The 26,207-nt window shown below is 35.8% G+C and carries 23 protein-coding genes; 16 read left to right on the top strand and 7 right to left on the bottom strand.

What is annotated here, in order from left to right:
* Positions 1-84: 84 nt before the first annotated feature.
* The 3 genes from truA to ABJH90_RS03040 are packed head-to-tail and all read left to right on the top strand — an operon-like array spanning position 85 to position 2,600.
* Complete coding sequence (truA, locus tag ABJH90_RS03050; RefSeq protein WP_348142277.1) at positions 85-867, top strand: tRNA pseudouridine(38-40) synthase TruA; 783 nt, start codon at positions 85-87, stop codon at positions 865-867.
* Between the two features lie 44 nt (positions 868-911).
* The gene (locus tag ABJH90_RS03045) at positions 912-1,772 is read left to right on the top strand and encodes an alpha/beta fold hydrolase (RefSeq protein WP_348142274.1); all 861 of its coding nucleotides are present in this window, start codon (positions 912-914) and stop codon (positions 1,770-1,772) included.
* Positions 1,773-2,600, top strand: a complete 828-nt coding sequence (locus ABJH90_RS03040) for an alpha/beta hydrolase (RefSeq protein ID WP_348142271.1) — start codon at positions 1,773-1,775, stop codon at positions 2,598-2,600.
* On the opposite strand, the gene cysM is transcribed toward ABJH90_RS03040, so the two are convergent.
* Both cysM and epsC read right to left on the bottom strand, forming a co-directional pair.
* On the bottom strand, positions 2,573-3,457 hold the full coding sequence (gene cysM / locus ABJH90_RS03035) for a cysteine synthase CysM (RefSeq protein WP_348142268.1): 885 nt from the start codon (positions 3,455-3,457) through the stop codon (positions 2,573-2,575). The two genes, ABJH90_RS03040 and cysM, sit on opposite strands and share 28 nt — an antisense overlap.
* Positions 3,450-4,241, bottom strand: coding sequence for a serine O-acetyltransferase EpsC (gene epsC, locus ABJH90_RS03030; protein WP_348142265.1), 792 nt, complete (start codon positions 4,239-4,241; stop codon positions 3,450-3,452). The genes cysM and epsC overlap by 8 nt, the downstream gene beginning before the upstream one ends.
* 93 nt (positions 4,242-4,334) lie before the next feature.
* Between epsC and ABJH90_RS03025 the strand changes: the two genes are divergently transcribed.
* Positions 4,335-5,015: a DUF2461 domain-containing protein gene (locus ABJH90_RS03025; RefSeq protein ID WP_348142262.1), complete on the top strand. Its 681-nt coding sequence runs from the start codon at positions 4,335-4,337 to the stop codon at positions 5,013-5,015.
* Here ABJH90_RS03025 and ABJH90_RS03020 read toward each other — a convergent pair.
* Positions 5,007-5,414, bottom strand: a complete 408-nt coding sequence (locus ABJH90_RS03020) for a glyoxalase (protein WP_348142259.1) — start codon at positions 5,412-5,414, stop codon at positions 5,007-5,009. The two genes, ABJH90_RS03025 and ABJH90_RS03020, sit on opposite strands and share 9 nt — an antisense overlap.
* A 192-nt stretch (positions 5,415-5,606) precedes the next feature.
* On the opposite strand from ABJH90_RS03020, the gene ABJH90_RS03015 reads away from it, so the two are divergent.
* Positions 5,607-6,485, top strand: a complete 879-nt coding sequence (locus ABJH90_RS03015) for a DUF72 domain-containing protein (protein WP_348142257.1) — start codon at positions 5,607-5,609, stop codon at positions 6,483-6,485.
* 9 nt (positions 6,486-6,494) lie between these two features.
* On the opposite strand, the gene ABJH90_RS03010 is transcribed toward ABJH90_RS03015, so the two are convergent.
* The 3 genes from ABJH90_RS03010 to ABJH90_RS03000 all read right to left on the bottom strand — a co-directional run bounded on the left by ABJH90_RS03010 (position 6,495) and on the right by ABJH90_RS03000 (position 9,043).
* Positions 6,495-7,352, bottom strand: a complete 858-nt coding sequence (locus ABJH90_RS03010) for a phosphatidylserine decarboxylase (RefSeq protein WP_348338034.1) — start codon at positions 7,350-7,352, stop codon at positions 6,495-6,497.
* 6 nt (positions 7,353-7,358) lie between these two features.
* Complete coding sequence (locus ABJH90_RS03005; RefSeq protein ID WP_348142251.1) at positions 7,359-7,541, bottom strand: hypothetical protein; 183 nt, start codon at positions 7,539-7,541, stop codon at positions 7,359-7,361.
* 215 nt (positions 7,542-7,756) lie between these two features.
* Complete coding sequence (locus ABJH90_RS03000; protein WP_348142248.1) at positions 7,757-9,043, bottom strand: dipeptidase; 1,287 nt, start codon at positions 9,041-9,043, stop codon at positions 7,757-7,759.
* Between the two features lie 193 nt (positions 9,044-9,236).
* On the opposite strand from ABJH90_RS03000, the gene ABJH90_RS02995 reads away from it, so the two are divergent.
* From ABJH90_RS02995 to ABJH90_RS02970, 6 genes are read left to right on the top strand one after another with little or no spacing between them, the layout of a single operon-like run.
* Positions 9,237-10,994, top strand: a complete 1,758-nt coding sequence (locus ABJH90_RS02995) for an ATP-binding protein (protein ID WP_348142245.1) — start codon at positions 9,237-9,239, stop codon at positions 10,992-10,994.
* A 1-nt stretch (position 10,995) separates the two neighbouring features.
* Positions 10,996-11,367 (top strand): response regulator, encoded by a 372-nt coding sequence (locus tag ABJH90_RS02990; protein WP_348142242.1) that lies wholly within the window; start codon positions 10,996-10,998, stop codon positions 11,365-11,367.
* Positions 11,368-11,370: 3 nt separating this feature from the next.
* On the top strand, positions 11,371-13,812 hold the full coding sequence (locus ABJH90_RS02985) for a HEAT repeat domain-containing protein (protein WP_348142240.1): 2,442 nt from the start codon (positions 11,371-11,373) through the stop codon (positions 13,810-13,812).
* Between the two features lie 7 nt (positions 13,813-13,819).
* On the top strand, positions 13,820-15,247 hold the full coding sequence (locus ABJH90_RS02980) for a glycosyltransferase (RefSeq protein ID WP_348142237.1): 1,428 nt from the start codon (positions 13,820-13,822) through the stop codon (positions 15,245-15,247).
* 4 nt (positions 15,248-15,251) lie between these two features.
* Positions 15,252-17,648, top strand: a complete 2,397-nt coding sequence (locus tag ABJH90_RS02975) for a sulfatase-like hydrolase/transferase (RefSeq protein WP_348142234.1) — start codon at positions 15,252-15,254, stop codon at positions 17,646-17,648.
* Entirely contained in the window at positions 17,648-18,883 is a 1,236-nt protein-coding gene (locus tag ABJH90_RS02970; protein ID WP_348142231.1) for a YaiO family outer membrane beta-barrel protein, read from the top strand. Before ABJH90_RS02975 ends, ABJH90_RS02970 begins: the two co-directional genes overlap by 1 nt.
* 441 nt (positions 18,884-19,324) lie before the next feature.
* Here ABJH90_RS02970 and ABJH90_RS02965 read toward each other — a convergent pair whose 3' ends face one another.
* Entirely contained in the window at positions 19,325-20,188 is an 864-nt protein-coding gene (locus ABJH90_RS02965) for an RNA polymerase sigma factor RpoD/SigA (RefSeq protein WP_348142229.1), read from the bottom strand.
* 202 nt (positions 20,189-20,390) lie between these two features.
* Here ABJH90_RS02965 and ABJH90_RS02960 point away from each other — a divergent pair, with 202 nt between their 5' ends.
* The 5 genes from ABJH90_RS02960 (at position 20,391) to ABJH90_RS02940 (ending at position 25,807) form a co-directional block, all read left to right on the top strand.
* A complete protein-coding gene (locus ABJH90_RS02960; protein WP_348142226.1) occupies positions 20,391-20,900 on the top strand; it encodes a DUF6155 family protein in 510 nt (169 codons plus the stop codon).
* 66 nt (positions 20,901-20,966) lie between these two features.
* Positions 20,967-21,896: a glyoxylate/hydroxypyruvate reductase A gene (locus ABJH90_RS02955; RefSeq protein ID WP_348142223.1), complete on the top strand. Its 930-nt coding sequence runs from the start codon at positions 20,967-20,969 to the stop codon at positions 21,894-21,896.
* A gap of 119 nt (positions 21,897-22,015) precedes the next feature.
* Positions 22,016-23,527: a DEAD/DEAH box helicase family protein gene (locus ABJH90_RS02950; RefSeq protein ID WP_348142220.1), complete on the top strand. Its 1,512-nt coding sequence runs from the start codon at positions 22,016-22,018 to the stop codon at positions 23,525-23,527.
* A gap of 97 nt (positions 23,528-23,624) precedes the next feature.
* Complete coding sequence (locus ABJH90_RS02945; protein ID WP_348142217.1) at positions 23,625-24,866, top strand: glycosyltransferase family 4 protein; 1,242 nt, start codon at positions 23,625-23,627, stop codon at positions 24,864-24,866.
* 101 nt (positions 24,867-24,967) lie between these two features.
* Positions 24,968-25,807, top strand: coding sequence for a 1,4-dihydroxy-2-naphthoyl-CoA synthase (locus tag ABJH90_RS02940; protein WP_348142214.1), 840 nt, complete (start codon positions 24,968-24,970; stop codon positions 25,805-25,807).
* Positions 25,808-26,207: the final 400 nt, after the last annotated feature.

Raw genomic sequence — 26,207 nt, 5'->3', positions numbered from 1 at the left:
TACTGTATCAGGAGGTTGCATAAATAAAGTCAAATTTTTGGAAATTACTATCTAGAAACATTACATTTATTTATCTTAACTCTTATGAGAAAACGTTATTATTATTTGATTAGAGTGCAGTTTTTAGGTTTCAGATATAGTGGATGGCAAAAGCAACCCGGACAAAGAACTATAGAAGGAATGCTTCATAAAACACTTAAATTTATTCTTCCCCAGCAGAAATTTAAAATCTTAGGTGCCGGTAGAACTGACGCAAAAGTTTCAGCACTAGATGCGGCTTTTCAATTGATCGTCGAAGAAACACCAATTTCGAATATAACAGATTTCATTAATTTGTTTAATAATAACTTACCGTCTGATATTAAAGTACTTATAGTAAAATATATAGATAAAGACTTTAATATTATTAAAGATAGTAAATCTAAGGAATATCGCTATTTTTTTTCTTTTGGTGAAAAGAACCATCCATTTTGTGCTCCTTACATGGCAAATATTTTAGATGATCTCGATATAGACATTATGATAAAGGCAGCAGCACTTTATACAGGCACTCATAATTTTAAGGCTTATACTGCAAAACCAGGTGAGAATAAACAATTAACAAGAACGATAACTTCCTGTGAAATAATAGAGAATACAGAAATTAATGCCAGTTTTTTTCCAAAGCGCAGTTATATACTTAGAATTTGCGGAAAAGGATTTATGCGTTATCAGGTTCGGATGATTATGGGCGCTTTAGTCCAATTAGGTAGAGGTCTGCTTAGCATTCATGAAATTGAATCATCTTTACTTGAAGACACAGAAATAAAGATCTCTTATGTGGCCCCTGGTTCTGGCCTTGTATTGCATCAGCTCGAATTTGAATAAGTCCTGTAACCAGATTTTTTGTACATTGAAGCAAATGTAATTCTATGCCAAATTGGGTATATATTGTTGTTTTGTTACTTCTAACATATGTATTAATTAACATACTACTTTATTTTCTGCAGGATTACCTAATGTTTAAACCGGAAAAATTACCTGCAGATTTTCTGTTTCAATATGAGCACCAGGAAATAGAGGAATATAATGTTGAGACAAGGGATGGGGCAATAATAAATGGACTAAGATTTAAAGCACCGCAGCCTAAGGGTATTGTATTCTATCTAAAAGGAAATTCCAAAAGTATAAAAGGCTGGGGGAAGTTTGCGGTTGATTTTACAAGGCATGGCTATGATGTATTAATGGTAGATTACAGGGGTTTTGGTAAAAGTACCGGTAGGCGCACACAGAAGGCTATTAAGCGGGATATGCAGGTTATCTATAATAAAATAAAGGAAAACGTAGACGAGAAGTATATCATTCTTTACGGTCGCTCATTAGGTTCTGGTTTTGCTGCCAAGCTCGCATCTATGAACAATCCAAGAATGTTGATTCTGGATGCTCCCTACTACAGCTTAAGTAAGGTGGCCAAAAAATACATCCCTTTTATGCCTCTTTCAATATTGCTTAAATTTCCAATGCCTACCTATAAATGGCTGCAATACGTAAATTGCCCCATCCATATTATTCATGGTACAGATGACAAGTTAATTCCTTACAAGACCAGCGTAAAACTTTCTAAAATAAAGCCAACTTCAACAACTCTATATACAGTGATAGGTGGAGGACACAAGAATTTGAATACATTCGAATCCTATCACAAAATGTTAAGTGAAATCATAACGAAAAGACCAATAAAAGTTGATCTCAAAGGTTCCAGTATTCATGTTAAACACAATTTAAAGGTTTAAATGGTTAAACTAAAAAAAGCCGTTCTATTTCTGTTATCGGCTTATCTACTTATATCTACTATGCTCTATTTACTTCAGGAAAAACTAATCTTTTTACCTTCCAAATTACCTTCAGACTATACGTATTCTTTCACCCAACCTTTTGAGGAAATTTATTTAACAGCCACAGACGGCGCCGTTTTAAATGGTATTCATTTTAAACAGGAGCAACCTAAAGGAGTTATTGTTTATTACCATGGTAATGCTGGCGACCTTACACGTTGGGGAAATATTGCGCTCTTTTTTGTTGAAAAGAACTATGACGTAATTATTATGGACTATAGGACCTACGGTAAAAGTACCGGTAAGCTTAGTGAAAAATCACTTTTTAATGATGGACAGCTATTTTATGAATACGCTTTAAAACATTATGAGGAGACGGGAATTACATTATACGGTCGTTCACTGGGTACTGGGATCGCGACTTGGGTGGCATCACAAAACAACCCATTTCGCCTTATCCTGGAAACGCCTTATTACAGTCTTTTAGATTTGGGGAAAAACCGTTTCCCGTATTTGCCAGTTCAATGGTTTTTAAAATATCCATTAAAAACTTATGAGTACATTTCAGAAGTAAGTTGTCCAATAGCATTTTTTCATGGCACAGAAGATAGAGTAGTGCCCTATAATTCCGGTTTACGCCTTTTTAATTCCGTCTTAGTCAATAAAAATACCTTCTTTACAATAAAGGGCGGGCAACATAATAATTTAAAGGAATTCCAGGTCTATCGTGATGGGGTTCAGGAAATTTTATCCTCTTATCAGTCAAATAAATCTGAAGATAAATAGCGGTCGCCCCGGTCGCAAATAATAGAAACAATCAAACCACTTTTAAGGCTCGCAGCAAGTTTTAACGAGGCTGCCGTTGCTCCTCCACTACTCATACCTGCAAAAATACCTTCTTCTTTAGCCAGGCGTTTAGCCATAATTCTTGCTTCATCTTCACTTACTTCCATTATCTGATCAACTTTTGAAGGGTCGAAGATCTTTGGAAGGTATTCTTTGGGCCATTTTCTAATTCCGGGTATTTTAGATTTATCCTTTGGCTGTACACCTACAATGTTTACATTTTTGTTTTGTTCTTTCAAATAGGTCGAGGTACCCATAATAGTTCCGGTTGTTCCCATTGCTGACACAAAATGAGTTACCTTACCTGCTGTATCCCTCCATATTTCCGGGCCAGTAGTTTCGAAATGTGCTTTCCAGTTATCATCGTTTGCAAATTGGTTAAGCATTTGATAACCGTCGTCTACTACCCTTGATTCTGCGTAATCCCTTGCGCCTTCTATACCCAATTCCGCATTGGTTAAAGTAACCTTTGCTCCATATGCACGCATGGTTTGTACCCGTTCCTTAGTTGAGTTTTCGGGCATTACCAATTCAATATTCAGCTTATACATACCGGCAATCATTGCAAGGGCAATACCTGTATTACCACTGGTTGCCTCAATTAATTTGCTGCCGCTGTTAATCTCGCCACGTTCTATCCCGCTTTTAATCATATTATAAGCGGCCCTGTCCTTTACGCTACCCCCTGGGTTATGACCTTCCATTTTAAATAGAAGGGTAACACCAGGGTTTACATTTAAAGATCTTGAGGCTACAAGAGGCGTGTTCCCTATTAAATCTAAAATACTATTAGACATTAGGTGAAGTTTTTATTGTTATTTCGGCGCTATGAAATACTTTAGAATTTGGGGCCACGGATGAAGTCACCCAGGCATTTCCCCCAATTATTGAATTTTCCCCAATTATAGTATTGCCACCTAAAATAGTCGCATTTGCATATATCGTAACATTGTCCTCTATAGTGGGATGGCGCTTAGTCCTCTGTAAATTTTTAGCTACATATAATGCTCCTAATGTCACGCCCTGGTAGATCTTTACATTATTTTTAATTATTGCTGTTTCTCCAATGACCACACCAGTAGCATGATCAATAAAAAAGGATTCTCCTATATGGGCACCAGGGTTTATATCTACTCCAGTTTGTCTGTGAGCATATTCGGTCATTAATCTTGGTACCAGCGGAAACCCCTTGTTATATAATTCATGTGCCAGTCTATATATGGCTATTGCATAAAAGCCGGGATAAGCCATATAAACTTCTTCAATAGATAAGGAAGCCGGGTCGCAACTGGCTATGGCTTCTGCATCTAAATTCAGTTTTTCGAGGACCATTGGCAGTCTTTCCAAATAATTTCCCCATATTTTGGAACAAGGTTTCTCAACATCCCAACAAGCAAGATTTATCAACTCATCAAATTGAATTTCAAGAGCTTCAATATTAGTCTCAACAGGAGTTTCAATATCAAATAAAGTAAGGAATAGAAGGTCTGTAAAATCTTCCACACGCCGTTTAAGCCGGTATCTCAGATTGGGTTGTTTTTTATTTTCGATAATTTTCTTTACGATTAGTGACTTGTCCATTGTAGTAAGTTGAGTATCAAAATTAACCAATATATAAAAAGCATCTACCCCAAAATGGTTAACTTTAGCATAAATTTTATACCTCTTAGTCGAATGGCAAATACAGTAATTACTACAGACACGCTGCGTTTTTTAAAGGAATTGAAAAAAAACAATAATCGCGAATGGTTTGAACAACATAAGTCTGAATTCAAATCTTTGGAAACTGACGTAAAAGGATTTTACAATAGCCTGATGGATAAGATGAAGGAACATGATGAAATAGAAAAGCTAAAAATATTTCGAATTTACAGGGATGTAAGATTTTCAAAGGACAAGACTCCATATAAATCTCATTTTGCAGGTTCATTTTCGAGGGCTGGTGCACGGCTTAGAGGTGGTTATTATTTGCAGATCCGACCAGGAGAATCATTTATGGCGGCCGGTTTTTGGGAACCCAATAAAGAAGATCTTTTGCGTATCCGTAAAGAGTTGGAACATGATGCAACAGCTTTTAGAGAATTAATCAGTAAGCCTGCCTTTAAGAATACTTGGGGAGAAATGGTAGGGGACGAAGTAAAAACAGCTCCTAAAGGATTTAATAAGGAAGACCCCAACATTGATTTGATAAGAAAGAAAGCCTTTATTTTTGTGCGAAATTTTACCGATAAAGAAGTGTTGAATAAGGATTTTATGGAAGAAGTAAATAAATCCTTTAAAGAAATCAGACCCTATTTTAATCTAATGAGCGAAATCCTGACAACCAATCTTAACGGAGAATCCCTTCTAAACTAATACCGAAGCTTCGAAAGCTTGAGCCTGGTCCTTTAGACGTTCAACTACCATATTCATCATCCGTTTGTTGAGAGCCGAAGAGTTTTGAATATAGGCCATATATTCTTCAACTGTAAACTGGCCAATAACCATTCCCTTGAGGGAATTTCGGAATTTGATGTCTTTTTGGATAGCATTTTCTATATAATCCAGACGTTTTTCAATGCTCAATTCATAAAACCCATTCTTATGTTTAACAATATAGTTTTTAAATGCCTCGATTAATAATGGGTTCTGAAATTTGATTATGGGACGTAAGGTTCCGTTCTGGAATTGTTCGTCTTTACTCATATCAGGGGTAATTTTGGCGTTGGGAATCTCCGGCCTTAAGCCAAGGAGGTCAGCAGATCTTTGGTTCATCTGAAGGAGTTTCTATAAAATTAGATAATACGCCAGCTATACTAAGCCTGGAGAACAATTAGTTGTTAACTGGTTTATGAACATGTAGAATTTCAATGAAAATAAGGTATAGTCCATTTGAATGAACTCGTTTTCTAATGTATTATTAATTATATGTAATTTCAACACCACTTAAAAGTAATAAGAGGCAGTATGAAATTTGGTAAAGTAGACCGCCCGGATCTCATAGATTTTACCCTTCCCAAAGACCATCCTAACTTAGCAGATGTCTTAGCTTCTGTTGATAGTAATGGTCCGTTAAAAATATTTGTAGGTTGCGCCAAGTGGAATCGTCAGGAACTTAAAAATTTTTATCCCCGTGGAACAAAGGAAGAATTGCCATATTACAGCAGCCAATTTAATTGTATAGAACTCAATGCCACCTTTTACCGCATATTTCCAATTGAACAATATGCTACCTGGTATGATACAGTGCCAGATACCTTTAAGTTTTTTCCTAAGGTTGTTCAAAATGTAAGCCACCTAAGACGCTTAAACGATATGGCATACCCTGCTTTGGACAATTTTCTTATGGCAACGGCAGGCTTCCAAGATAAATTGGGAACTATATTTTTACAAATGCATCCCAACTTCGGCCCAAAAAACTGGGATAGGGTAGTGCGGTTGGTGGAATACTGGCCAAAAGAGTTTCCTCTTGCCCTGGAATTCAGGCATACAGATTGGTTTAATGATGTTTACGTGGCTAATGAGCTCTATAATTTATTGGAAGAAAAGGATATTGCCAATGTTCTGGTAGATACCGCCGGAAGAAGGGATATTATGCATATGCAACTCACGAACAACGAGGCATTTGTTCGTTTTGTTGGTGCTAATCATAGTAGTGATTATCACCGTCTTGACGAATGGGTAGAACGGCTTTGGGAATGGCATACCTTGGGATTAAATAACATCCATTTTTTTATTCATCAGAACATGGAGTTGGAATCTCCTTTGTTGTCCGCTTTCTTTATAAGGAAGATAAATGAAAAATTCAGGATAAAGCTCAATGTGCCAAAAACCCTTGCTTTTTAAGCCAAATAATCAATAGGTAGCACCTACTTCTACAAAGGTGTTTTTGCAGTGATACTTAGGGTGTTCGGGAGCAGCCATGCAGCAGGTGGAGCCCAGATAAAACAGAGCCAATTCATCAAGTTTTTCAACTTTATTATTCGAAATTATAGATTTAGGAAGTTTTATAGTTCCCACAGCAGGTCCCCCAACAATGGATAAATACCAAATTCTGCCTTTATTATCTGTAATATCAATATTGTAACGTTCATTTCTGAAAGCAGGTAAGGATGGATTTTGCTTGTATATCCATGGTCGCAGCACTATGAGGTCTCCCGGTATATGTTGGATTCTGGTAATAGTGCCGCTTACAGGAGCATGTATCCGATGATAATTTTTGTTATGCAAAAATACGTTTGTAAAACTATAAGCGGAGGGAATATCTTCTTTAGAGACTCCAAAAATTGTCTCTAAATTGCGTTTATCACTTTTAACTTTTGATGTTCCAAATTCATAGACTTTGCCTTCATCACAAAGCAAACCTTCGCATGGCCAAACCCACTGACTTTTATTTGTGGGAAGCGTCTTAAACCTGCGAATAAAAAAATCCTGAAAACTTCCAAAATCCTTTTTCCCTTCCGGAGGGAGAAATTTGTCTTTGTAATTGGGATCCTTATAATAATATCTTATATATGGACCAATAATATATTTAGTAAAAGGCTTGTCATAAACCCTGGAATAGAAAGCAGAAAATCTTCGCTGCCAATTGCCAGGCAAACTCCCCCAAAATTTAACAGACAAGAATTTGTATAGATTAGCTCGCCACTGCGGTATTTTGAAAACTGTAAAAAAAGGATCGGAATTGTGATAGGCTATTCCTGCCGGCTCCATGATGATTTAGCTAAAATTTTCGAATTCAGAAAAAGTCTTTTTCACCTTATTGCAGTCAGAGTGTTTCTTTAGTTGAATATGGGTTTCATGAATTCCGGCCTGCTTTTCAGATTCAGTTGGAGGCTCATTGACATAATTGGAGAAAAAAGAAAGAAGGAGGGCCACGAAGTATTTGCTGATTGTTTGCATGATGAAATTTGTTTAGGTTGTTTAAATCTATTCAATTTCATAGTTCACAAAAAAGCATTTAAGAAAAGTTTATTGTTAGCTTAACATTATTTAGTATTCTTCCCCAATTATTTGTTAACACTTTTGCCTTTTTCAGACATATATATAAATCTAATTTCACTTTTGGTCTAAATCAAAAATTTAGTTCAAACTATTTACAACTGCTTTACGCGGGTTCATTTTTTCTGAGAAAGTGCATATTTCTGAACATCATCCAGTACTCTGAGCAAATTGCCTCCCCATAACTTTTCAATTTCGGATTCAGAATATCCCCTTTTTACCAATTCTAAAGTTACATTAAAGGTTTCAGAAGCATCCGACCAACCGTTAATGCCGCCGCCGCCATCGAAGTCAGAGCTTATTCCTACGTGGTTTATCCCTATCAGATTAACCATATAGTCAATATGGTCCACAAAGTCGGAAACGTCCACTTCAGGAGGCACATCACTCCTTTTAGCAACCAGAGTTCTTGCCCTTCCTAATACTTTGGGGTAGTTTTTTAAATAGTCGTTCTGTTGCTTTTCCGTTAGCGTCTTAAATTCAGATCTTTCAAACCATTCTATTCCCATTGAATCCGCGACTTGCTTATATATTTCTTTCATATAGTCTGATCTGGTATCGTGCTTTGCCGTATTTAAATAGGAGCTAAAGGCCACCGTTTGTACTACCCCTCCATTTTCTTTGAGTAATTTTAATTGCTCATCATCTAAATTTCTGCTGTGATCACATAGCCTGCGTGCAGAAGAATGGGAAGCTATTATAGGAGCTTTGGATAAGGATACAATCTGAATCATAGATTCCTTTGAAATATGTGATATATCAATCATAATACCCAATCTATTCATCTCATATACAGCTTTTTCACCTAGCTCACTTAAACCATTATATAACCATATATTTTCTTTTTCTCCTGTATTAGAATCACAAAATTGACTATGACCGTTATGGGCGAGGGAGATATATCTTGCGCCCAATTTTTGATATTGTTCAAATTTGGATAGATCCTCACCAATCGGATATGCATTTTCCACACCAATCATAGCTATTTTTTTACCAGATTTATGAATAGCCCTAACCTCTTCGGAAGTTCTGGCAAGATCAATTTCTCCAGAACCGAATGTATCACACAAACGGTGAATAGCTTTAAATTTGGCCATGGCATTTGCCTCTGCTTTGGCATAACCCACAGGGTTTAAGGAATCCTGACCGGTATAGACAATAAACCATGCCACATCTAACCCTCCCGCCTTCATTTTCGGTAAATTAACCTGGGTCTCCAGATCCTGTGTGTAATTTATACTGTCAGTAAAATTTTTCACATTAATATCATTATGCGTATCAATCGTAATTACATTTTCATGGATCTGTCTGGCGGTTGCCTCAAGGTCTGGTTTTTTTGAAGTTTTGGATTCATTGCACCCAAAGGTCGATAAAAGACAGAAAAAGCCGATAATATGTCGCATACGATAAGATTTATACCTACAAATAAAGCAATTTGACAACATAATACGCGCCCTAGGTAACATTTAATTGCATGAGGGTCTGTAAATAGGGATTTTTAGACATGTTAAAGTTTAGAAAATTGAAGTTTGAGAAGGCCCTGAATAGAATCCTCCTTTTGAAATTTCAATTATATAATTAACCTAAAAGTACCCCTTGAAACCAAAAAACCTACTTTCTCAATTGTCAGAACTGGAGTCGACTCTTAATAATTTTTCATTTGAAGAATTATCTGCAGATGAAGCCACCCGTCTTAAAAAATCTTTTGAAGCCTTTAAAACCCATCTTGAAAAAAGGATTTGGGGAGAAGATATTTCACCAGATCATGATTCTAAGTTGGAATCACTAAAAGAAAAAGAACAATTGCAAAAGGCACAGGAAATGCTTATTGCAACTGTTAGTCATGAGATACGAACCCCACTCAGCGGTATAATTGGATTTGCAGATCTTTTAAAGGAAGGGGAACTTTCCGAAGACCAACAGCATAAGGTAAATGCCATTCAATCTGCTTCCAATTCCCTTATGGATATTATCAACGAACTTTTGGAATACTCTAAACTTTCAGCTGGATTAGAAAATTTTGAGATGCTGGATTTTAATTTTTTCAGCATTATACAGGATGTTGTTTATCTCTGTAATACGCTTATGTTGGGTAAAGATGTGAAACTCGAAGTTGACGTTGACAAGAACATCCCTGAGAATCTTATTGGTGATCCTTCTAAACTATCACAAATATTGCTAAACCTGCTTGGGAATTCTATAAAGTTTGTGGAAGAGGGTGAGATAATGCTGAAAATTAAGCTACTCAGACAGGGCAAAGAAAAGGTTGTATTAGATTTTATTGTTACCGATACTGGCATCGGAATCTCTAAAGAGGATTTAGAACATATTTTCGGTTCATTTAAGCAAGCAAATCAGCAAACATTTTCAAAATATGGTGGCGCCGGGCTTGGATTAAACATTGTGAAGCAGATCGTCGATAAACTAAACGGGGATATAAAAGTTGAAAGTACGCTAGGTGTTGGTACAACATTTAAGTTCACCCTGCCCTATACAACTGGTTCATCTACTGCCAAATCTAAATCTCAACAAACTGAAATCTCTTCGGAAGAGGTAAAAGGAATGAGGATCCTGGTATTTGAAGACAATGAGTTAAATCAGCGACTTATAGAACGTCGACTAAACTCATGGGGTTGCAAAACCTATATTACGGAAAATCCCATCTACGGTCTTAACCTCCTTGAAACGGATCCAATTGATATTGTACTCATGGATCTCAGAATGCCCATAATGAGTGGATTTGAAGTAACAGAAAAAATCAGAAAGAGCACTAAAAAAGAAGTGGCAGAGATCCCCATAATAGCCCTCACGGCAGACTTCACTTTTGATGATAAAAACGAATGTGAAAAAAATGGAATCAATGATTTTATCCTTAAGCCGTTTAGCCCGGAGGAACTACTTTCAAAATTGATTAAAAACAGGAATGACATCCAAACTAATTTTAAATTAAACGCCACATCGGATGGTAATCAGATTGATCACACGGTATCTGATTCAAGCTTTGACCTTAATTCTGTTTTAGAAGACTGCATGGGTGAGTTAGAAATGCTGGAGGAGCTGATAGGCCTTTACAAAAGAAATGCCCTTGAATTTATTGGCAATGTTAAAATGAAACTCCAGGATGGCGATTCAGAAGGGGTTGCATTCGCAGCACACAAGATTAAATGTGGTTTAAAAATGATGCAGACAATGGAGCTATTTTCCATCGTTGAGCAATTAAATACAACCGCAAAGACAACTAAAGATAAAAATCATATGCAATTTCTGCTAAACAGATTTGTTCAGGAATATCCGAAAGCAGAAAAGATGATTGATGAAGAATTAAGAAGATTAAAGAAAAACGGAAACGAGTAGGATGATAAAGAAGAATCTATTATTAGCGGAGGACGATGAGTTGTTGGCATCTTTATTGGATTATAGACTTCAAAAAGGGGGCTATAATGTCCATTTAGCAAAAGATGGCAGGGATGTAAAAGAATATCTTAAAACGGCAACTCCTGATATTATTGTCAGCGATATAATGATGCCCTATTTCTCTGGAATTGAACTTATAGATTATGTAAGAAACCAATTGAATTCAAAGATTCCAATAATTATTATTTCATCAGCAGGAAATGAAGAGAATGTTCTTAGTGCTTTTGAATTAGGAGCCAATGACTTTATATCTAAACCAGTGAGTCCTTCGGAACTTTTGGTTAGGGTGGGAAGGGAGCTAAATAAAACATAATTTTTGGAAATAATCTCACAAACATATCGCAGCATTATGCTGATTAGTGCACCAAAGATCCATACGGATCTTTTGTGGGATTTAACAATATTGTTTTCCGGTCTCGGAATCTTATTTTTTGCATTTGTTTTTATCTTCAGAAACCGTCTTTCTGCTAAATCATTAAAAATAGCCCGTCAAAAAAAAATCCTGGCACCTATCATCAGCAATTTCCTCTTCTACGAGACAGATGCCACTAAGGAGGAAAATTATGAATACATAAAACTAAAAATTGAAATTCGTGATCTATTGAAAATACAATTTAACCGCTTAGTATTAACAGAAATCTTATTAGACCTTCAAAAAGACCTTTCAGGAGATTCTCGTAATCGTATATTTAAATTATACCAGAACCTTGAACTGCATTTAGATGCCTTTAAAAAATTAAGGAACTGGCGCTGGGAGATTGTTTCCAAGGGAATACTTGAATTAACCCAAATGAGAGTATTAGCTGCTTATGGATTTATAAAAAAGTTTATTAATGACAAAAGAGGGGTAGTACGCAAACAAGCACAAATAGCAACGGTTACGTTAAAACATGAAGGCATTTCGTATTTTTTGGATACTACCAGATATGGAATCTCAGAGTGGCAACAATTAAAACTACTTGATGTACTGAGGAATTTTGAAGACTTTACACCTCCGCGTTTTAAGGCATGGCTTACCTCCAAAAACAGGGATGTGGTTTTATTTGCCCTACGGCTTATTAAGCATTATAACCAAAATGACGCTAATAAGTCTCTGATAGAATTAGTAAAGCATAAGAATGATCAGATTAAATCAGAAGCCATTCAATGTATCAAGGATTTCGGTGTTTTTGAAGCTGTAGCTACGTTAAAATCTGTCTTTAGAAACTGTAGGGTGGATATTAAATTACAGATTCTTGACACCATTTCTTCATTAGGGAAAGAGGAAGATATAGAATTTCTTCAAACTTTAGTAAGTAAAGAATCAAACTTCCTTGTAAAAAGCAAAGCCATAAGTACAATTAATACCATAGCGCCAGAAACCTATGTTCCAACGGAAGGAATTGATAAAAACATTACCACGAAAAGTTTTGAAACTAATGTAGAAGACAATTCTACTCAATTATCAGAAGTTATGAATAATAACGAGTTAAATAAGGACGACAGTCTACCAGCTTCAGACCATAAAGAAGATTCAATAGACATGCAGGATCATTTGGATCCGGAATTGGAGGATGAAATAATTTTTGATCTCTGCTTTATGGAGGAATTAGAAGATATCCTTACGGAATTTAATGAATCGGAGGATCAGGAAGTGAACTATTTACCCCTGGATTTCTTGCCAATGGTATCAGAAGTAGAAGAATTAAAGTCAACTGTGGACCCTCAAACTACTGAGAATAGTAATGTTGAAAGTAAAGAAATTCTGGAAGAAGAAAGTTTTAAAGTAGAATTAGAGGCAATTCTTGATAAAATCAAAGCTCATGATCAAGATGTTGTGACTGAAGATGAGAAAGATTCAGAATTGGAATTTTTACCATTGGTGGTCGAAAGCAATGTAGAGGAAGATTCAGAAGATTTGATCGTTACTACGGATGAAGACATATTAGCTATGGAAGTAAAGGAAGAGGAAGTTATTAAAGAACAAAGAATTTCAAATCTGTATAATAAATTCCTCGAAGTTGATTGGTTACCTAAGCAAGAACTCGAAAATTCAGAAACTATAGCTCAAAAATCGATAGACTGGATGGCATTTGTAAACGAATCTGAAGGAACCGGTATTATGACTCAAACTTCCGCTTCAAACACATCAACTTGGGATGAAAATTATACGGGTGATGAAGATAAAGATGATAATCCTATTCCTGACTTTTATGGATTCAGCATTTTTCAGGAATTATTCCGAACCTGTGATGTAGAATCTAAACTTATCTTATTAGATGAGATTTTGGCTGTAGGCGATGAGAAAGAAGTAAATTTCTTAAAAACACTCAAGGACGATAGCGACAAAAAAGTAAGGGCTAAATCAGAAATTATATTAAAGGAATTACAGGCACTCTTATCTCCTGAAATAGAAGCCGAGGAGTCTATAGCACAAATACAAACTAATGAATTAGAAGCTCAACAACCCAATTTAGATAAAGAAAAACCTGAGTCAATAAGCCAGATAAATACAATAGATGTAAGCACCCTGAATAAAGAAGAGGATAGCTTGAAGTCGTTAGAGTTTTGTTTTTTAAACGGTTTAATTAGTGAAAACGACAATAATCAAATGCCTCAATTTGAGTTAGATTTTGAGTTGGTGGGTACTCCAATAGAGGACAAAGAAGATAACCAGGAGATAAATGAAATCAATAAAAAAGAAGTGAATAAGAAGGAAGAGAAGGTGTTGAGTTCGTTTATTAGAAATATCATTTCATTCCCGAAAAAATTTAAGTAGAAGTTTAATGGATAGTAGTTTATTCAAAATATTCATAGAATATTTAAACATTGTTTTTCTTGTGTTTACACTGGTACTATTCGCCATGTTTAGTATTATGGGGTACTTGTCCACGAGAAATTCTATCCACTATAGAAATAAAAATAGCTTCGTTGACCTATCCAGGATAATGGCTTCACCATTGGCACCAAGCATTACTATTATTGCTCCGGCCTATAACGAGGGGTTGACCATTGTTGAAAACATTCGGTCTCTTCTTTCCCTTCAATATGTGAATTATGAAGTAATGGTGGTTAATGATGGAAGTAAGGATGACACCTTACAGAAAATGATAGACGCCTATGATCTGGAGAAAGTGGAGCGGATAATAGATCCTGAATGGAATTCAAAACCAATACGGGGAGTGTACAAATCAAGGCAGCGCTCATTCTCAAAACTTACAGTTATTGACAAAGAAAATGGTGGTAAATCTGATGCGTTAAATACAGGCATACAACTATCAGAAAATAAATATGTAGGCTGCATAGATGTGGATTGCCTTTTAAGACCTGATGCCTTATTGCATGTTGTAAAATCATTTTATCAAAGAACTCAAAAAAGGGTAATTGCCGTTGGCGGTGTAATTCGTGTAGCCAATTCCAGTAAAATTTCAGGGGGAACTCTAGAGGAGATAAGGCTACCAAAAAAATGGCTGGCCAGATTCCAATTATTAGAATATACGCGCTCTTTTCTTTTAGGAAGGATGGCTTGGGGCCGAATAGATAGCCTTCTTATCATTTCAGGCGCTTTTGGATTTTTCGATCGTGAAATAGCCCTGGAAGTAGGTGGTTATGACACAAAAACAGTAGGCGAGGATATGGAGATTGTATTTAGAATGAGGCGTTATATGCATGAGCGCCAACTTCCCTATACGATTGAATATATCCCGGATCCACTTTGTTGGACAGAAGTTCCGGAAAGCATAAAAAACCTGGTGAATCAGAGAGATAGATGGGCTCGTGGAAACCTGGAAACCCTGTTTACACATAAAGATATGTTCTTTAATCCTAAGTTTGGCCGCCTTGGAATGCTGAGTTATCCTTATTGGTTTTTTTATGAATGGCTAGCCCCAATTTTAGAATTCATAGGTTTTTTCTCCATTATCATATTTTACTATATGGGAATATTAAACCTTGACTTCTTTCTTGCCATTACCATGACAGTCTATGCTTTTTCCATTATGTTCTCATTTTATGCAATTCTATGGGATCTGTATTCTTATAATCAATACACCAAGACCAAGGATATACTTATTCTAATGTTTTGTGCAATAATTGAACCAATTACATTTCACCCTTTAGTGGTATGGTCCGCCATTCGGGGTAATTACAAGAAACTGTTTAAAGTAAAATCGGGCTGGGGATCGCAGGTACGAAAAGGATTTGCCAAAACATAATAAAATGAAGATAGTCACTAACATATCGGAAAATGCCGGGCGAAAGACCTTAAGGGACTTTATACGCCTTATATTGGCCTTTTTCCTATGTTTGGTGGTTTTGTCACTTTATCAAAATATACGCCTGTATATGGCCGGTGTTCTTGATGGGGTATTGACAAAAAGCCTATTACTTTTAGTTGTACATCATTCTGGGTTTACAGCAATGATCGGCCTTTTTATGGCTTTCATCTTTAATTATTTAGAGGAAAAGAAACATTCTTTGGGATTTAAGGTGACATACATACTTCTCATCGTTATTTTAATTATTGAGGGCCTGCTAATAGAGTTCTATGTGAGAAATTACGATATACTTGGTGCCGGATTTTTAGAAGTCTATGGCAGCAGGACATCTGGATCTACCTTGATACTCTCTATCTTACTTTTACTACCCGTTATGACAGGGTTTCTATACCTCTTTTATAAATTTACCGTTTCTGTATATGGTACCATTAGCCGGATGTTTCCATTGACTATTATTCTTTTTAGTTTATTTCTAGCTACTTTAACTTCCGATAAAAACCCAGTTAACGAAAATAAACTACAGCATTTAGCGTATAGTGTAGCTGATGAGGTTTTTGATTTTAATAAGTATGAAGGAGAAGCAGAGTATCCTTTATTACACAGCTATGTTTCCAATAAAGGCCTTGCTCCCTACTTTAATTTAAAGGATAAAAAACCCAATTTGATTTTTATAATAGTAGAAGGTCTGGGTTCAGATTTTGTAGGCGATAAGGCCATATATCGTGGATTTACTCCTTTTTTGGATTCGCTACAGGCCAAATCCTTGGTTTGGAACAATTATTTGAGCAATGCTGGAGAAAGCCATGCTGCACTGCCATGTTTATTAGGTTCTTTACCGTTTGGAGAGAATGGTTTTACCAATTCGTCTGATTCTCCTGCCAGACAGACTATTTTTGGGATCCTTAAAAAAAATAACTACACAACTTCCTTTAACTACGGTGGTAATAGTGCACTAAATCAATTAGACAAATTTCTCTATGAAGAAAGAGTTGATTTTATTTTGGACAGCAAAGGGTTTGGAAGCAAATATCTAAAACAAAATGAAGATGCAGCAGGAATATCCCTGGGGTATCCGGATAAAGAACTCTTTCAGAAATGGCACAATGATCACTTTAGTTCAAAAAAACCAAGATTAGATGTCTTCTTTACATTAAGCTCTAAAAAGCCTTTTCTTATTCCTGAAAAAGAAGCTTACATACGTAAGGTTAATAAAATATTGGCTGAAGAAAAAATGGCACCTAGACCTTTAAAGTTAGTAAAGAAAAATAAAGAGGTTTTTGCCAGTATTTTATACGCCGATAGTGCCTTAAAATCATTTTTCTCTTCATATGCAGGAAATCAGGATTACGCCAACACCATCTTTATAATTACAGGCAGTCATAACCTTACCGACCTGCCACAGGAAGATAATTTAGGAAGATACAAGGTACCTTTAATGATGTACAGCCCTTTATTAAAACAACCCGCAAAGATAGCCTCTTTGGTTTCCCACGAGGACGTTTCACCGGCAATCCTGGGGTTATTAGAATCGCGATATGATATAACAATTCCAGCTGAAGTTGCTTGGCTGGGGAGAGGACTTATTCATGATGGGGTATTTGACTCAACTAAAAAGATTCCTCTTTTGAGACATAATAGCAATATTCAGGATTTTGTTTACGGCAATCATTTTCTTACCAGAGGTAATTTATTTGATCTTGACAGTGAACTGAAATTAATAGATCCTGATCCTTCAGTTTTAAAACAAGAGGTAAAAGAACATTATAAGTATTTCAAAGCAGTCAATAAATATGTTATGAAAAACAACAAAATTATTCCTTCCTCATTAAACCTATTTGCTCAGCTAAAAAGTAACCCTTCGAAAGAGGAGATGGTCTGGATTAACAGTGTTTTTAATAGTAACGACTATGATAATGCATACAATACAGCAAAAGAATTAGCCTTTAAAGGTGATACGAAACGTGCCCTTCTTTTGAGTGGATATATTTTATCTCAGGTACCGGGCCATGCAGATACGGAAATATTAATGGGAAGAATTCATGCTTGGGAGGGACAGTATGATATAGCAATTGATATTCTGGAAGGAGCTATTCAAAAATACCCTGTCTATGCTGATGGGTATGCAGCTTTATTAGATGTCTTTTACTGGTCAGATAATAACGATCGTGCTTTGTCTCTTCAACGTATGATAGAGAGGAATAAGATCCAGAATAAAGAAGTACAAAACAAAATGAAGCGGGCTCTGCAAAAAATTGATGAAGCTAAAGAACTGGAAAACACTCAAAAAAAGTTAAAAAAATCTATTGTTGAATCACCTTTAATTTCTAATAGGAACTAATGTTATATCGAATCATATATTTAGGATTATTTCTTTTGTTTTTCGTTCAAAAAGGGATAACACAGGAATTGGCATATCAGGGCAATCCGGACACTTCTTTCTTTGTTGCCAGGGATCTTGCTTTTGAAGGGAACCACAGTGTCGCTAGAGATACTTTAAGGCTAATTCTTTCTAGATATCCGGATTATACCGATGTCAGAAACCTTCTTGCTAAAACATATAGCTGGGATGGTAATCACAATGAAGCAAGAAAACACTTTAATAAAATAACTTCAGTAGAAAGACAGAATAAAGAAGTATGGATAGCTGCTGTAAAAAATGAAATTTATGCAGAGAACTATTCAATCGCCTTGGGTTTGGCAAACAAAGCGTTAATTTTTATGGAAGCTGATCCGGATTTACAAATAATGCACGATGAAATTATAAATGAGATTCACAAAAAGCAAAATGCTTCTCAAAAGAGTACTGAGAAAGAATTAAAGGAAACAGAGGCTAAATCCTATAAGAACCGATTGGGAATTGTTAATTCCCTTGATGTATTTGATGTCGTATATGACCCTATGATTTATTCCGGCGTGGAATATATTCGCGAAACTGAGATAGGAAAAATAATCCCCAGAATAAACTTTAGCAACCGTTTTAACACGAATGGATTACAATATGAGATGGATTTTTATCCCAAAATTTCAAAAACATTCTATGCCTATACTAATTATGGCTATTCCAATTCGAGGATTTTTCCAAACCATAGAGCAGGGGCAGAACTTTATGCTAATCTCCCAAAAGCATTGGAAGTATCGGCAGGAATACGCTATTTAGATTTTGTAACCAGCCAGGCAATTATTTATACCGGTTCCGTAGGGCTTTACAAAGGAAACTATTATTTTTCTTTGAGACCTTACATTACCCCGAGAACTGATGGACCTATCGGTTTCTCAGGAAGCCTTTTAGCCCGAAAATATTTTCAGGACCGTGAAAATTATTTTGGGATAAACCTGATTATGGGCTATTCTCCTGAAATTAAGCAACTCATATCTGATAGTGATATCATCCTGGCCGAGACATTGCTTTTTGTAGAATCTCAGCAACTTCTTTTCGAATACCAGTTTACAGGCAATAGTTTAACTAACAGTTACAGGGCCAGCCTCGGGATAACAAGGCAGGAATTGGTCTTTGATCCGGGTGAATTCTTTTTGGCGCTTTCTGCCGGATTTAGATATCATACAAAGTTCTAATACATTGCCTGACCTATTCAAATTCGCGGTTTACAACATAATATGCTGGCTTCACCACATTTAATTGGGTAATATTATTGGATTTTTTACGTTTACTATATGATTATTGTTTCCCAAATCTCAATAATGTAAAAACCAATCTTACCATGTTATACGACACCTACGGGGAGGAGTATTTAAATTTCCTCCAAGATTTGAATGAAATTTTAAGTTTAAACGAATTAGCCGAATTGGACTATTTATAGACCGCTCGGCTTTTTCCTATTTAAAAATTATTATTATGGCAAACCAGAATCAAGACAATACCGCGTATTTAAATTTCATTGAGGATCTTAATGAAATTCTATTGGATTACAATATCCACAAATTAAGCTGTTCTTAAGTGTTTTATTTTATAGATTGTTATTAAAAGCCCGGGAAGACCGGGCTTTAATTTTGTATTTATCCCAAATATGTTTTAAGTAGCTTACTTCTGGAATTATGACGTAATTTTCGAATTGCCTTTTCCCGTATTTGTCTGACCCGTTCTCTGGTAAGATCAAATGTTTGTCCAATCTCCGCAAGGGTCATTGACTGCTGATCACCAATCCCATAATAAAGTTTAACGACGTCTGCTTCTCTTGGGGACAAGGTTTCTAAAGCGCGGTTTATTTCTGTATTTAGTGATTGCTGCATCAGGTCCTTATCTGGTTTGGGCGACTCTCCAGATCTCATTACATCATATAAATTGGAATCCTCACCTTCTTTGAGAGGTGCATCCATAGACACATGTCTTCCAGAATTTTTAATGGACTGTCGTACTTCACTAACACTCATTTCCAGTTCCGAAGCAATTTCCTCGGCAGAAGGAGGTCTTTCATGTGCTTGTTCTAAATAGGAAAAGGTCTTTTTTATCTTATTTATAGATCCTATCTTGTTCAAAGGCAATCTAACCACTCTTGATTGCTCGGCTAATGCTTGTAAAATAGATTGACGTATCCACCAAACCGCATAGGAGATAAATTTAAATCCTCTGGTTTCATCAAATCTTTTGGCCGCCTTTACAAGACCTACATTACCTTCATTTATTAAATCGGGAAGTTTTAATCCCTGGTTTTGATATTGTTTTGCCACGGAGACTACGAATCTCAAATTGGCATTTGTTAATTTTTCCAGTGCTGCCTGGTCTCCGGCCCTGATCTTCTGTGCTAATTCTACCTCTTCATTTGCCGTAATTAGTTCTATTTTACTGATATCTTGCAGGTATTTATCTAATGATTTTGATTCTCTATTAGTTACCTGCTTGATAATCTTAAGTTGCCTCATATATAATGTCTAGATTATTAGTTATAATTTCTCAGTATAGTGTTTTATTCTGTCTTTTCCAAACCCTAACCACTAATGTTTTACATAAAATATGACGATTCTAAATATCCGTTGAGGGCCTTATTTTTATGATATTTGAAACCTATTTTGCGCCACTTTTTATGCTGATTAAAGTTAACAATGCTATCTTTATAACCGTATAATGAGTAGACGAGCGCTTAAAAAGTATTTGACGGGTCTTAAAAAACCGGAATTGGAAGAACAAATGGTTGATTTATATGACCGTTTTCCGGCTGTTAAACAATACTATGATTTTGTTTTTAATCCCAGAGAAGATAAATGGGTACAGGAAGCTAAAGAAAAAATTTCCAATGAGTATTTTCCTCTTAAAAGGAAAAAAGCAAGGGCCAGAAGGTCAGTCGCACAAAAGTATATAAAACAGTTTTTAAAATTAGGTATGGCTCCGTATTTAATAGCGGATGTTATGCTCTTTAACCTTGAAGTGGCACAATCATTTTCACGAGAACGCAACGTTCCTGATGCGTTTTATAAAAGCATGCTTAATTCATTTACACAGCTAATACAACATGTTTCTTTCTATGAATTGCTCCCAGACTTTAAAGATCGAATTATAAAAGTATATAATGCCACCTTGGAAGAAAAATGGGAGTATTCAGAAGGTTTTACCAGGGCACTTGATATAATTGATTAAGTCTAGAAAATTAAAGCTTTGAAAACAAATCGAATGTTAGTTTATTTACAAAATTTTGAAGAGTAAATGGCAATTGTAGTTATTAGACAAGACAACAAGATAGATTCATGGAAGAAAGCTTTAATGGCTAAAGCTCCGGACATCTCTATTTACAGTTATTTGGAAGAACATCCAAAAGAAGAAATTACTCTGGCATGCGTTTGGAAACAGCCTGTAGATTCTCTAAAACAATATCCCAACCTTAAATGTATCGCTTCATTTGGCGCCGGAGTCGATTTTATATTCAAAGACCAGTCTGTCCCTAAACATATCCCGATAACTCGCGTAATAGATCCCGTTTTAGCCAGTGATATGTCTGAATTTGTTTTGGCTTTAATACTTGGTTTTTTCAAAAATCTTAATACCTATAAGACAGATCAATTAAAAAAGGTTTGGTACCCCCAGGAATACAAAAGGATTTCTGATGTTACAGTTGGAATCATGGGTATGGGAGCTTTGGGTGAAAAGCTCGCGGAAGACCTTATTAAAAACCGATTTAATGTAATTGGGTGGGCAACTTCAACGAAAGTAATTCCTGAGGTAGAAGTATACACGGGCTATAACGAAAAAAATACCTTTCTCTCCAGGAGTAATATCCTTGTTTGTCTGTTACCACTAACTCAGGAAACTACAGGGATATTAAACAATAAATTGTTTAAAGAATTACCAAAACAATCTTATGTTATTAATGTTGCAAGGGGTGGTCATTTGGTAGATGAAGACCTGTTGGAATATATTAACAACGGACATCTGGCCGGAGCGGGATTAGATGTTTTTCACGAGGAACCACTGCCATTCGAACATCCCTTTTGGACTCATCCAAAAATACATATTACACCGCATGTTGCCAGCGTTTCTGATATTGAATCTGTAATACCACAATTATTAGAAAACTATAGAAGATTAACAGATGGATTGCCTTTGAATAATATGGTTAATCGTGAAAAGGGATATTAACTTGTAGTTTTCAGCCTTATAATTTCATTTAAGTATAAAAAACATATAATTTTGCAAAATTGGAGTCACGACAACTTCAAGAATAGTATTTCCTTAAATCTTTCAATGTAATTTCACTTTTGCAGATACAAACAGATCAAATAGAAAAAAAACTTTACGACTACCAATTACAGGATCTGAATACAATTTTTTCCTTTTTGGAAGAAGCTCCGGAAGACGTAAATCTGCTCTATCAGCTACCGACAGGTGGTGGTAAGACCGTGGTATTTTCTGAGATAGCCAAAAGATTTATAGCCAATACCCAAAAAAAGGTAGTAGTTCTTACCCATAGGATAGAATTAAGCGTCCAAACTTCCAGAATGTTAAGTGGATTTGGAGTTAAGAACATGATCATTAATAGTGAAATTAAGGAATTACGAGACCAAAATAATTTCATGTGCTTTGTGGCTATGGTTGAAACCCTGAATAACAGACTTCAGGAGGAGATGATTGAGTTAAACAATGTGGGTTTGGTAATTATTGACGAGGCACATTATAATTCTTTCCGAAAGCTTTTTAAGTACTTTGAAAAATCTATTATTTTAGGCGTAACAGCTACACCGCTAAGTTCCAACATTAAGCTTCCAATGAAGGATAACTACAGTAAGCTAATTGTTGGAGAATCAATAGAATCGCTTATAAAAAAGAAGTTTCTAGCCAATGCCAATATGTATAGCTATGATGTTAGCCTACGCTCATTAAAGCTGGGAATTAGTGGAGATTATACCGTAAAATCTTCTGATGAATTGTACGGTAATCAAAGTATGCTGGCTAAATTATTAAATGCCTACGAAGAGATTGCTAAAGGAACAAAAACATTGATTTTTAATAATGGAATAAACACATCTCGTTATGTATATGAAACTTTTAAGAAGGCTGGTTATCCTATAAAACACTTAGATAATAAAAATACTGCTACAGAGCGAAGACAAATCTTAGAATGGTTTTCAGAAACCAAAGATGCCATTTTGACTTCTGTAAGTATTTTAACTACAGGATTCGACGAACCAACCGTGGAGACCATTATACTAAACCGGGCAACAAGATCGCTGACTCTTTATTTTCAAATGATTGGAAGAGGATCTCGTATTCTTCAAAATAAAACGGATTTCACCGTTGTGGATATGGGAAATAATACGTCCCGTTTTGGTATGTGGGATGCACCCATTGACTGGCAGGAAATATTTCACTTTCCAGATTTTTTCCTTGAAAACATTAAGAATGATGAAGATATTGAACGTGAATTCGTCTATACCATGCCTCCCGAACTCAAGGCCGAATTTGCTAATTCTACCCAAATTGATTTTGATGTTAAGGCCGAATATAAAAAAGTGTTTGCACAAGGCCTGAAGTCTAAAACTGTACTCGAGCGCAGTATAGAACAGCATGCTCAAATATGTGTTGAAAATAGCGAAGATGTTTTTGATGCAAGAATTCTGGCCAAAAAGCTAAAAGAAGAAATCTCCTATAGGGTAAGGCAATATTCATATTGTATTATGAACAATACAAAGAATTATAAAGAATGGTTGGAAGAAGATTACGAACGTAAACTCCGCTTAAATATATCTCAAAAATTTGCATCAAGAATGTAATTTTTCGGCTATGAATAGCTTAAACCAGCCATAATAAACCTGGAGAATGTTAATTAATGCATTAGGGTATATTTCTTAGTTAACCGTATATAAAGTTATGCATTCAAATAAAGTGTTGATTCTTGGTCTAACCTGGCCGGAACCTAAGGCAACAGGGGCGGGAATCAGGATGATGCAATTAATTCATTGGTTTTTAGAAAGGAAATTTCAAATTACTTTTGCCAGTATAGCTGCCATTACTGATTATTCTGAAAATTTAACCGCATATGGTATTGAACAGCAGCCCGTAAAGCTAAACCATCATAGTTTTGATGAATTAGTTCGTAGGTTAAATCCTTCTATTGTGGTTTTCGACCGTTTTATTATGGAAGAACAATTTGGCTGGAGAGTAGCAGAAAATGTACCCAAGGCGATTCGGATTTTGGATACGGAAGACCTTCATTCGCTCAGATCCTCTAGAGAAAAAATGCTCTCTCTAAAAAAAGAATTTAATATTTCCGATTGGCTAAGGTTGGATATTACAAAAAGAGAACTGGCAAGTATTTTCCGTTCAGATTTGTCGTTGATAATTTCGGAATTCGAGATTAAACTACTAAAAGATATCGTTAAGGTAGATGAGAGTTTACTTTTCCATCTTCCCTTTATGTACGAGCAATTAAACGAACGTAATACTAAGAATTGGCCACCCTTTGAAAAAAGACAACACTTTGTATTCATCGCAAACGGGAAACATGCTCCAAATATAGATGCAATTTCATGGCTTAATAACAACATTTGGCCTTTAATTAGGGAATCGCTACCGGAATCAGAATTGCATATTTATGGTCCTTATATGCCAGAAAGAATTCGAAAAATGGAGTGTGCTAAAACAGGGTTTAGAATTATGGGATGGGTAGACGATGTGGATTCTGTGATGTCTAAGGCTAAAATTAATCTTGTGCCTCTGCGTTTTGGGGCTGGGATAAAAGGAAAACTATTGGATGGTTTTAGAAACGGAACACCTTCTGTTACAACATCTATTGGAATGGAAGGGATAGGCAATTCCAATGAATTAAATCTTTTTACTCAGGACGAACCCAAAGGCTTTTCAAATCTCGCTATTGAACTTTACCTGAATAGCCATAAATGGAAGGAAACCCAAAATATGGGAACAGATTTGATAAACAAACATTTTAACAAAGTAGGTTTTGAAGAAGCGCTTTATAAGAAAATTATAGAATTAAATAAAAATCTGGATCAACATAGAGCAACAAATATTGTTGGGGGCATATTGGCACATCATACTTTGCAGAGCACAAAATATTTGTCCAAATGGATTGAAGCCAAAAACAATTTGTAACAATAAAAAACTCGATACTGATAAGAAAAAGACCTCATAAAAAGGAAAGGACATTAAGTGTACAAGTCTTATCTTTATTGCATATATAGAAATTCTTTGAGATGAATATAAACTGGAAAACCGTTAAAACCTTTGAAGATATAACCTATAAAAAAAGCAATGGAGTAGCACGTGTTGCTTTTAACAGACCTGATGTACGAAACGCGTTCAGGCCTAAAACCACAAGCGAGTTATATGAAGCTTTTTATGACGCACAGGAGGACACTTCTATTGGCGTAGTATTGCTATCTGCTGAAGGGCCGTCCTCTAAAGACGGGGTTTATGCGTTTTGTAGTGGAGGTGATCAAAAATCCAGGGGACATAAAGGCTACGTGGGAGATGATGGGATGCACAGACTGAATATCCTTGAAGTGCAACGCCTTATTCGTTTTATGCCAAAAGTGGTTATTGCAGTAGTGCCCGGATGGGCTGTAGGAGGGGGCCATAGTTTGCATGTGGTTTGTGATCTTACCCTGGCAAGTAAAGAACATGCGATTTTTAAACAAACGGATGCTGATGTTACAAGTTTTGACGGGGGTTATGGTTCCGCTTATCTGGCTAAAATGGTTGGGCAGAAAAAAGCCCGTGAAATATTCTTTTTAGGAAGAAGTTACACTGCCCAGGCTGCATATGAAATGGGTATGGTAAATGCTGTAATTCCACATGAAGAATTAGAGGATACTGCTTATGAATGGGCTCAGGAAATATTGGCAAAATCACCTACTTCAATTAAAATGTTAAAATTTGCTATGAACCTCACAGACGACGGCATGGTTGGTCAGCAGGTGTTCGCGGGCGAAGCTACCAGACTGGCTTATATGACTGAAGAAGCAAAAGAAGGCAGAAACGCCTTTTTAGAAAAACGAAAGCCCGATTTTGGAACTGATAAATGGATTCCATAATTATAGGATTGGGGCAGTTACGTTTTAGCCTTTATTAGTTAACTCCTTTTAAAAAGCCAAGAAAGTTTTATTGCAATTTCGAATTTAGCTTTAACCATTATGGGGTTCTGATTCAAAGACAATTTATTTGCGATAATCGGTTATTCTATCCGATTGGTTTATAGGTATTCGTGAAAGCACTAAGATTGAAAGTTGTTAAAACTAAAAAGAGCCCTGTCTTTACGATCAGGACCCTTTTACGAGAACACTATATGAAAATGAAAAAATTAACTTCTTGTTATTTACACTGTAAACATACAGCCATCCTTTCCGAAAATATAATTATTGTTGTGAGCGATCATAGATTTGTGGTAAACAGAGCAATTCTTGTTATATAATCATTAAATGGAGTCTCATTTAT

Origin of the sequence: Eudoraea sp., assembly GCF_039969275.1 — a bacterium.
Classification (GTDB): Bacteria; Bacteroidota; Bacteroidia; order Flavobacteriales; family Flavobacteriaceae; genus Eudoraea.
The sequence above is the reverse complement of the archived record's forward strand: the minus strand, read 5'-3'. Positions and strand labels throughout refer to the sequence as shown.

What these genes read in the sequence shown, in the direction of transcription:
- truA (WP_348142277.1), top strand. Translation starts at nt 85, where the DNA reads ATGAGAAAACGTTATTATTATTTGATTAGAGTGCAGTTTTTAGGTTTC.
- ABJH90_RS03045 (WP_348142274.1), top strand. Translation starts at nt 912, where the DNA reads ATGCCAAATTGGGTATATATTGTTGTTTTGTTACTTCTAACATATGTA.
- ABJH90_RS03040 (WP_348142271.1), top strand. Translation starts at nt 1,773, where the DNA reads ATGGTTAAACTAAAAAAAGCCGTTCTATTTCTGTTATCGGCTTATCTA.
- cysM (WP_348142268.1), bottom strand. Translation starts at nt 3,457, where the DNA reads ATGTCTAATAGTATTTTAGATTTAATAGGGAACACGCCTCTTGTAGCC.
- epsC (WP_348142265.1), bottom strand. Translation starts at nt 4,241, where the DNA reads ATGGACAAGTCACTAATCGTAAAGAAAATTATCGAAAATAAAAAACAA.
- ABJH90_RS03025 (WP_348142262.1), top strand. Translation starts at nt 4,335, where the DNA reads ATGGCAAATACAGTAATTACTACAGACACGCTGCGTTTTTTAAAGGAA.
- ABJH90_RS03020 (WP_348142259.1), bottom strand. Translation starts at nt 5,414, where the DNA reads ATGAACCAAAGATCTGCTGACCTCCTTGGCTTAAGGCCGGAGATTCCC.
- ABJH90_RS03015 (WP_348142257.1), top strand. Translation starts at nt 5,607, where the DNA reads ATGAAATTTGGTAAAGTAGACCGCCCGGATCTCATAGATTTTACCCTT.
- ABJH90_RS03010 (WP_348338034.1), bottom strand. Translation starts at nt 7,352, where the DNA reads ATGGAGCCGGCAGGAATAGCCTATCACAATTCCGATCCTTTTTTTACA.
- ABJH90_RS03005 (WP_348142251.1), bottom strand. Translation starts at nt 7,541, where the DNA reads ATGCAAACAATCAGCAAATACTTCGTGGCCCTCCTTCTTTCTTTTTTC.
- ABJH90_RS03000 (WP_348142248.1), bottom strand. Translation starts at nt 9,043, where the DNA reads ATGCGACATATTATCGGCTTTTTCTGTCTTTTATCGACCTTTGGGTGC.
- ABJH90_RS02990 (WP_348142242.1), top strand. Translation starts at nt 10,996, where the DNA reads ATGATAAAGAAGAATCTATTATTAGCGGAGGACGATGAGTTGTTGGCA.
- ABJH90_RS02980 (WP_348142237.1), top strand. Translation starts at nt 13,820, where the DNA reads ATGGATAGTAGTTTATTCAAAATATTCATAGAATATTTAAACATTGTT.
- ABJH90_RS02975 (WP_348142234.1), top strand. Translation starts at nt 15,252, where the DNA reads ATGAAGATAGTCACTAACATATCGGAAAATGCCGGGCGAAAGACCTTA.
- ABJH90_RS02970 (WP_348142231.1), top strand. Translation starts at nt 17,648, where the DNA reads ATGTTATATCGAATCATATATTTAGGATTATTTCTTTTGTTTTTCGTT.
- ABJH90_RS02965 (WP_348142229.1), bottom strand. Translation starts at nt 20,188, where the DNA reads ATGAGGCAACTTAAGATTATCAAGCAGGTAACTAATAGAGAATCAAAA.
- ABJH90_RS02960 (WP_348142226.1), top strand. Translation starts at nt 20,391, where the DNA reads ATGAGTAGACGAGCGCTTAAAAAGTATTTGACGGGTCTTAAAAAACCG.
- ABJH90_RS02955 (WP_348142223.1), top strand. Translation starts at nt 20,967, where the DNA reads ATGGCAATTGTAGTTATTAGACAAGACAACAAGATAGATTCATGGAAG.
- ABJH90_RS02945 (WP_348142217.1), top strand. Translation starts at nt 23,625, where the DNA reads ATGCATTCAAATAAAGTGTTGATTCTTGGTCTAACCTGGCCGGAACCT.
- ABJH90_RS02940 (WP_348142214.1), top strand. Translation starts at nt 24,968, where the DNA reads ATGAATATAAACTGGAAAACCGTTAAAACCTTTGAAGATATAACCTAT.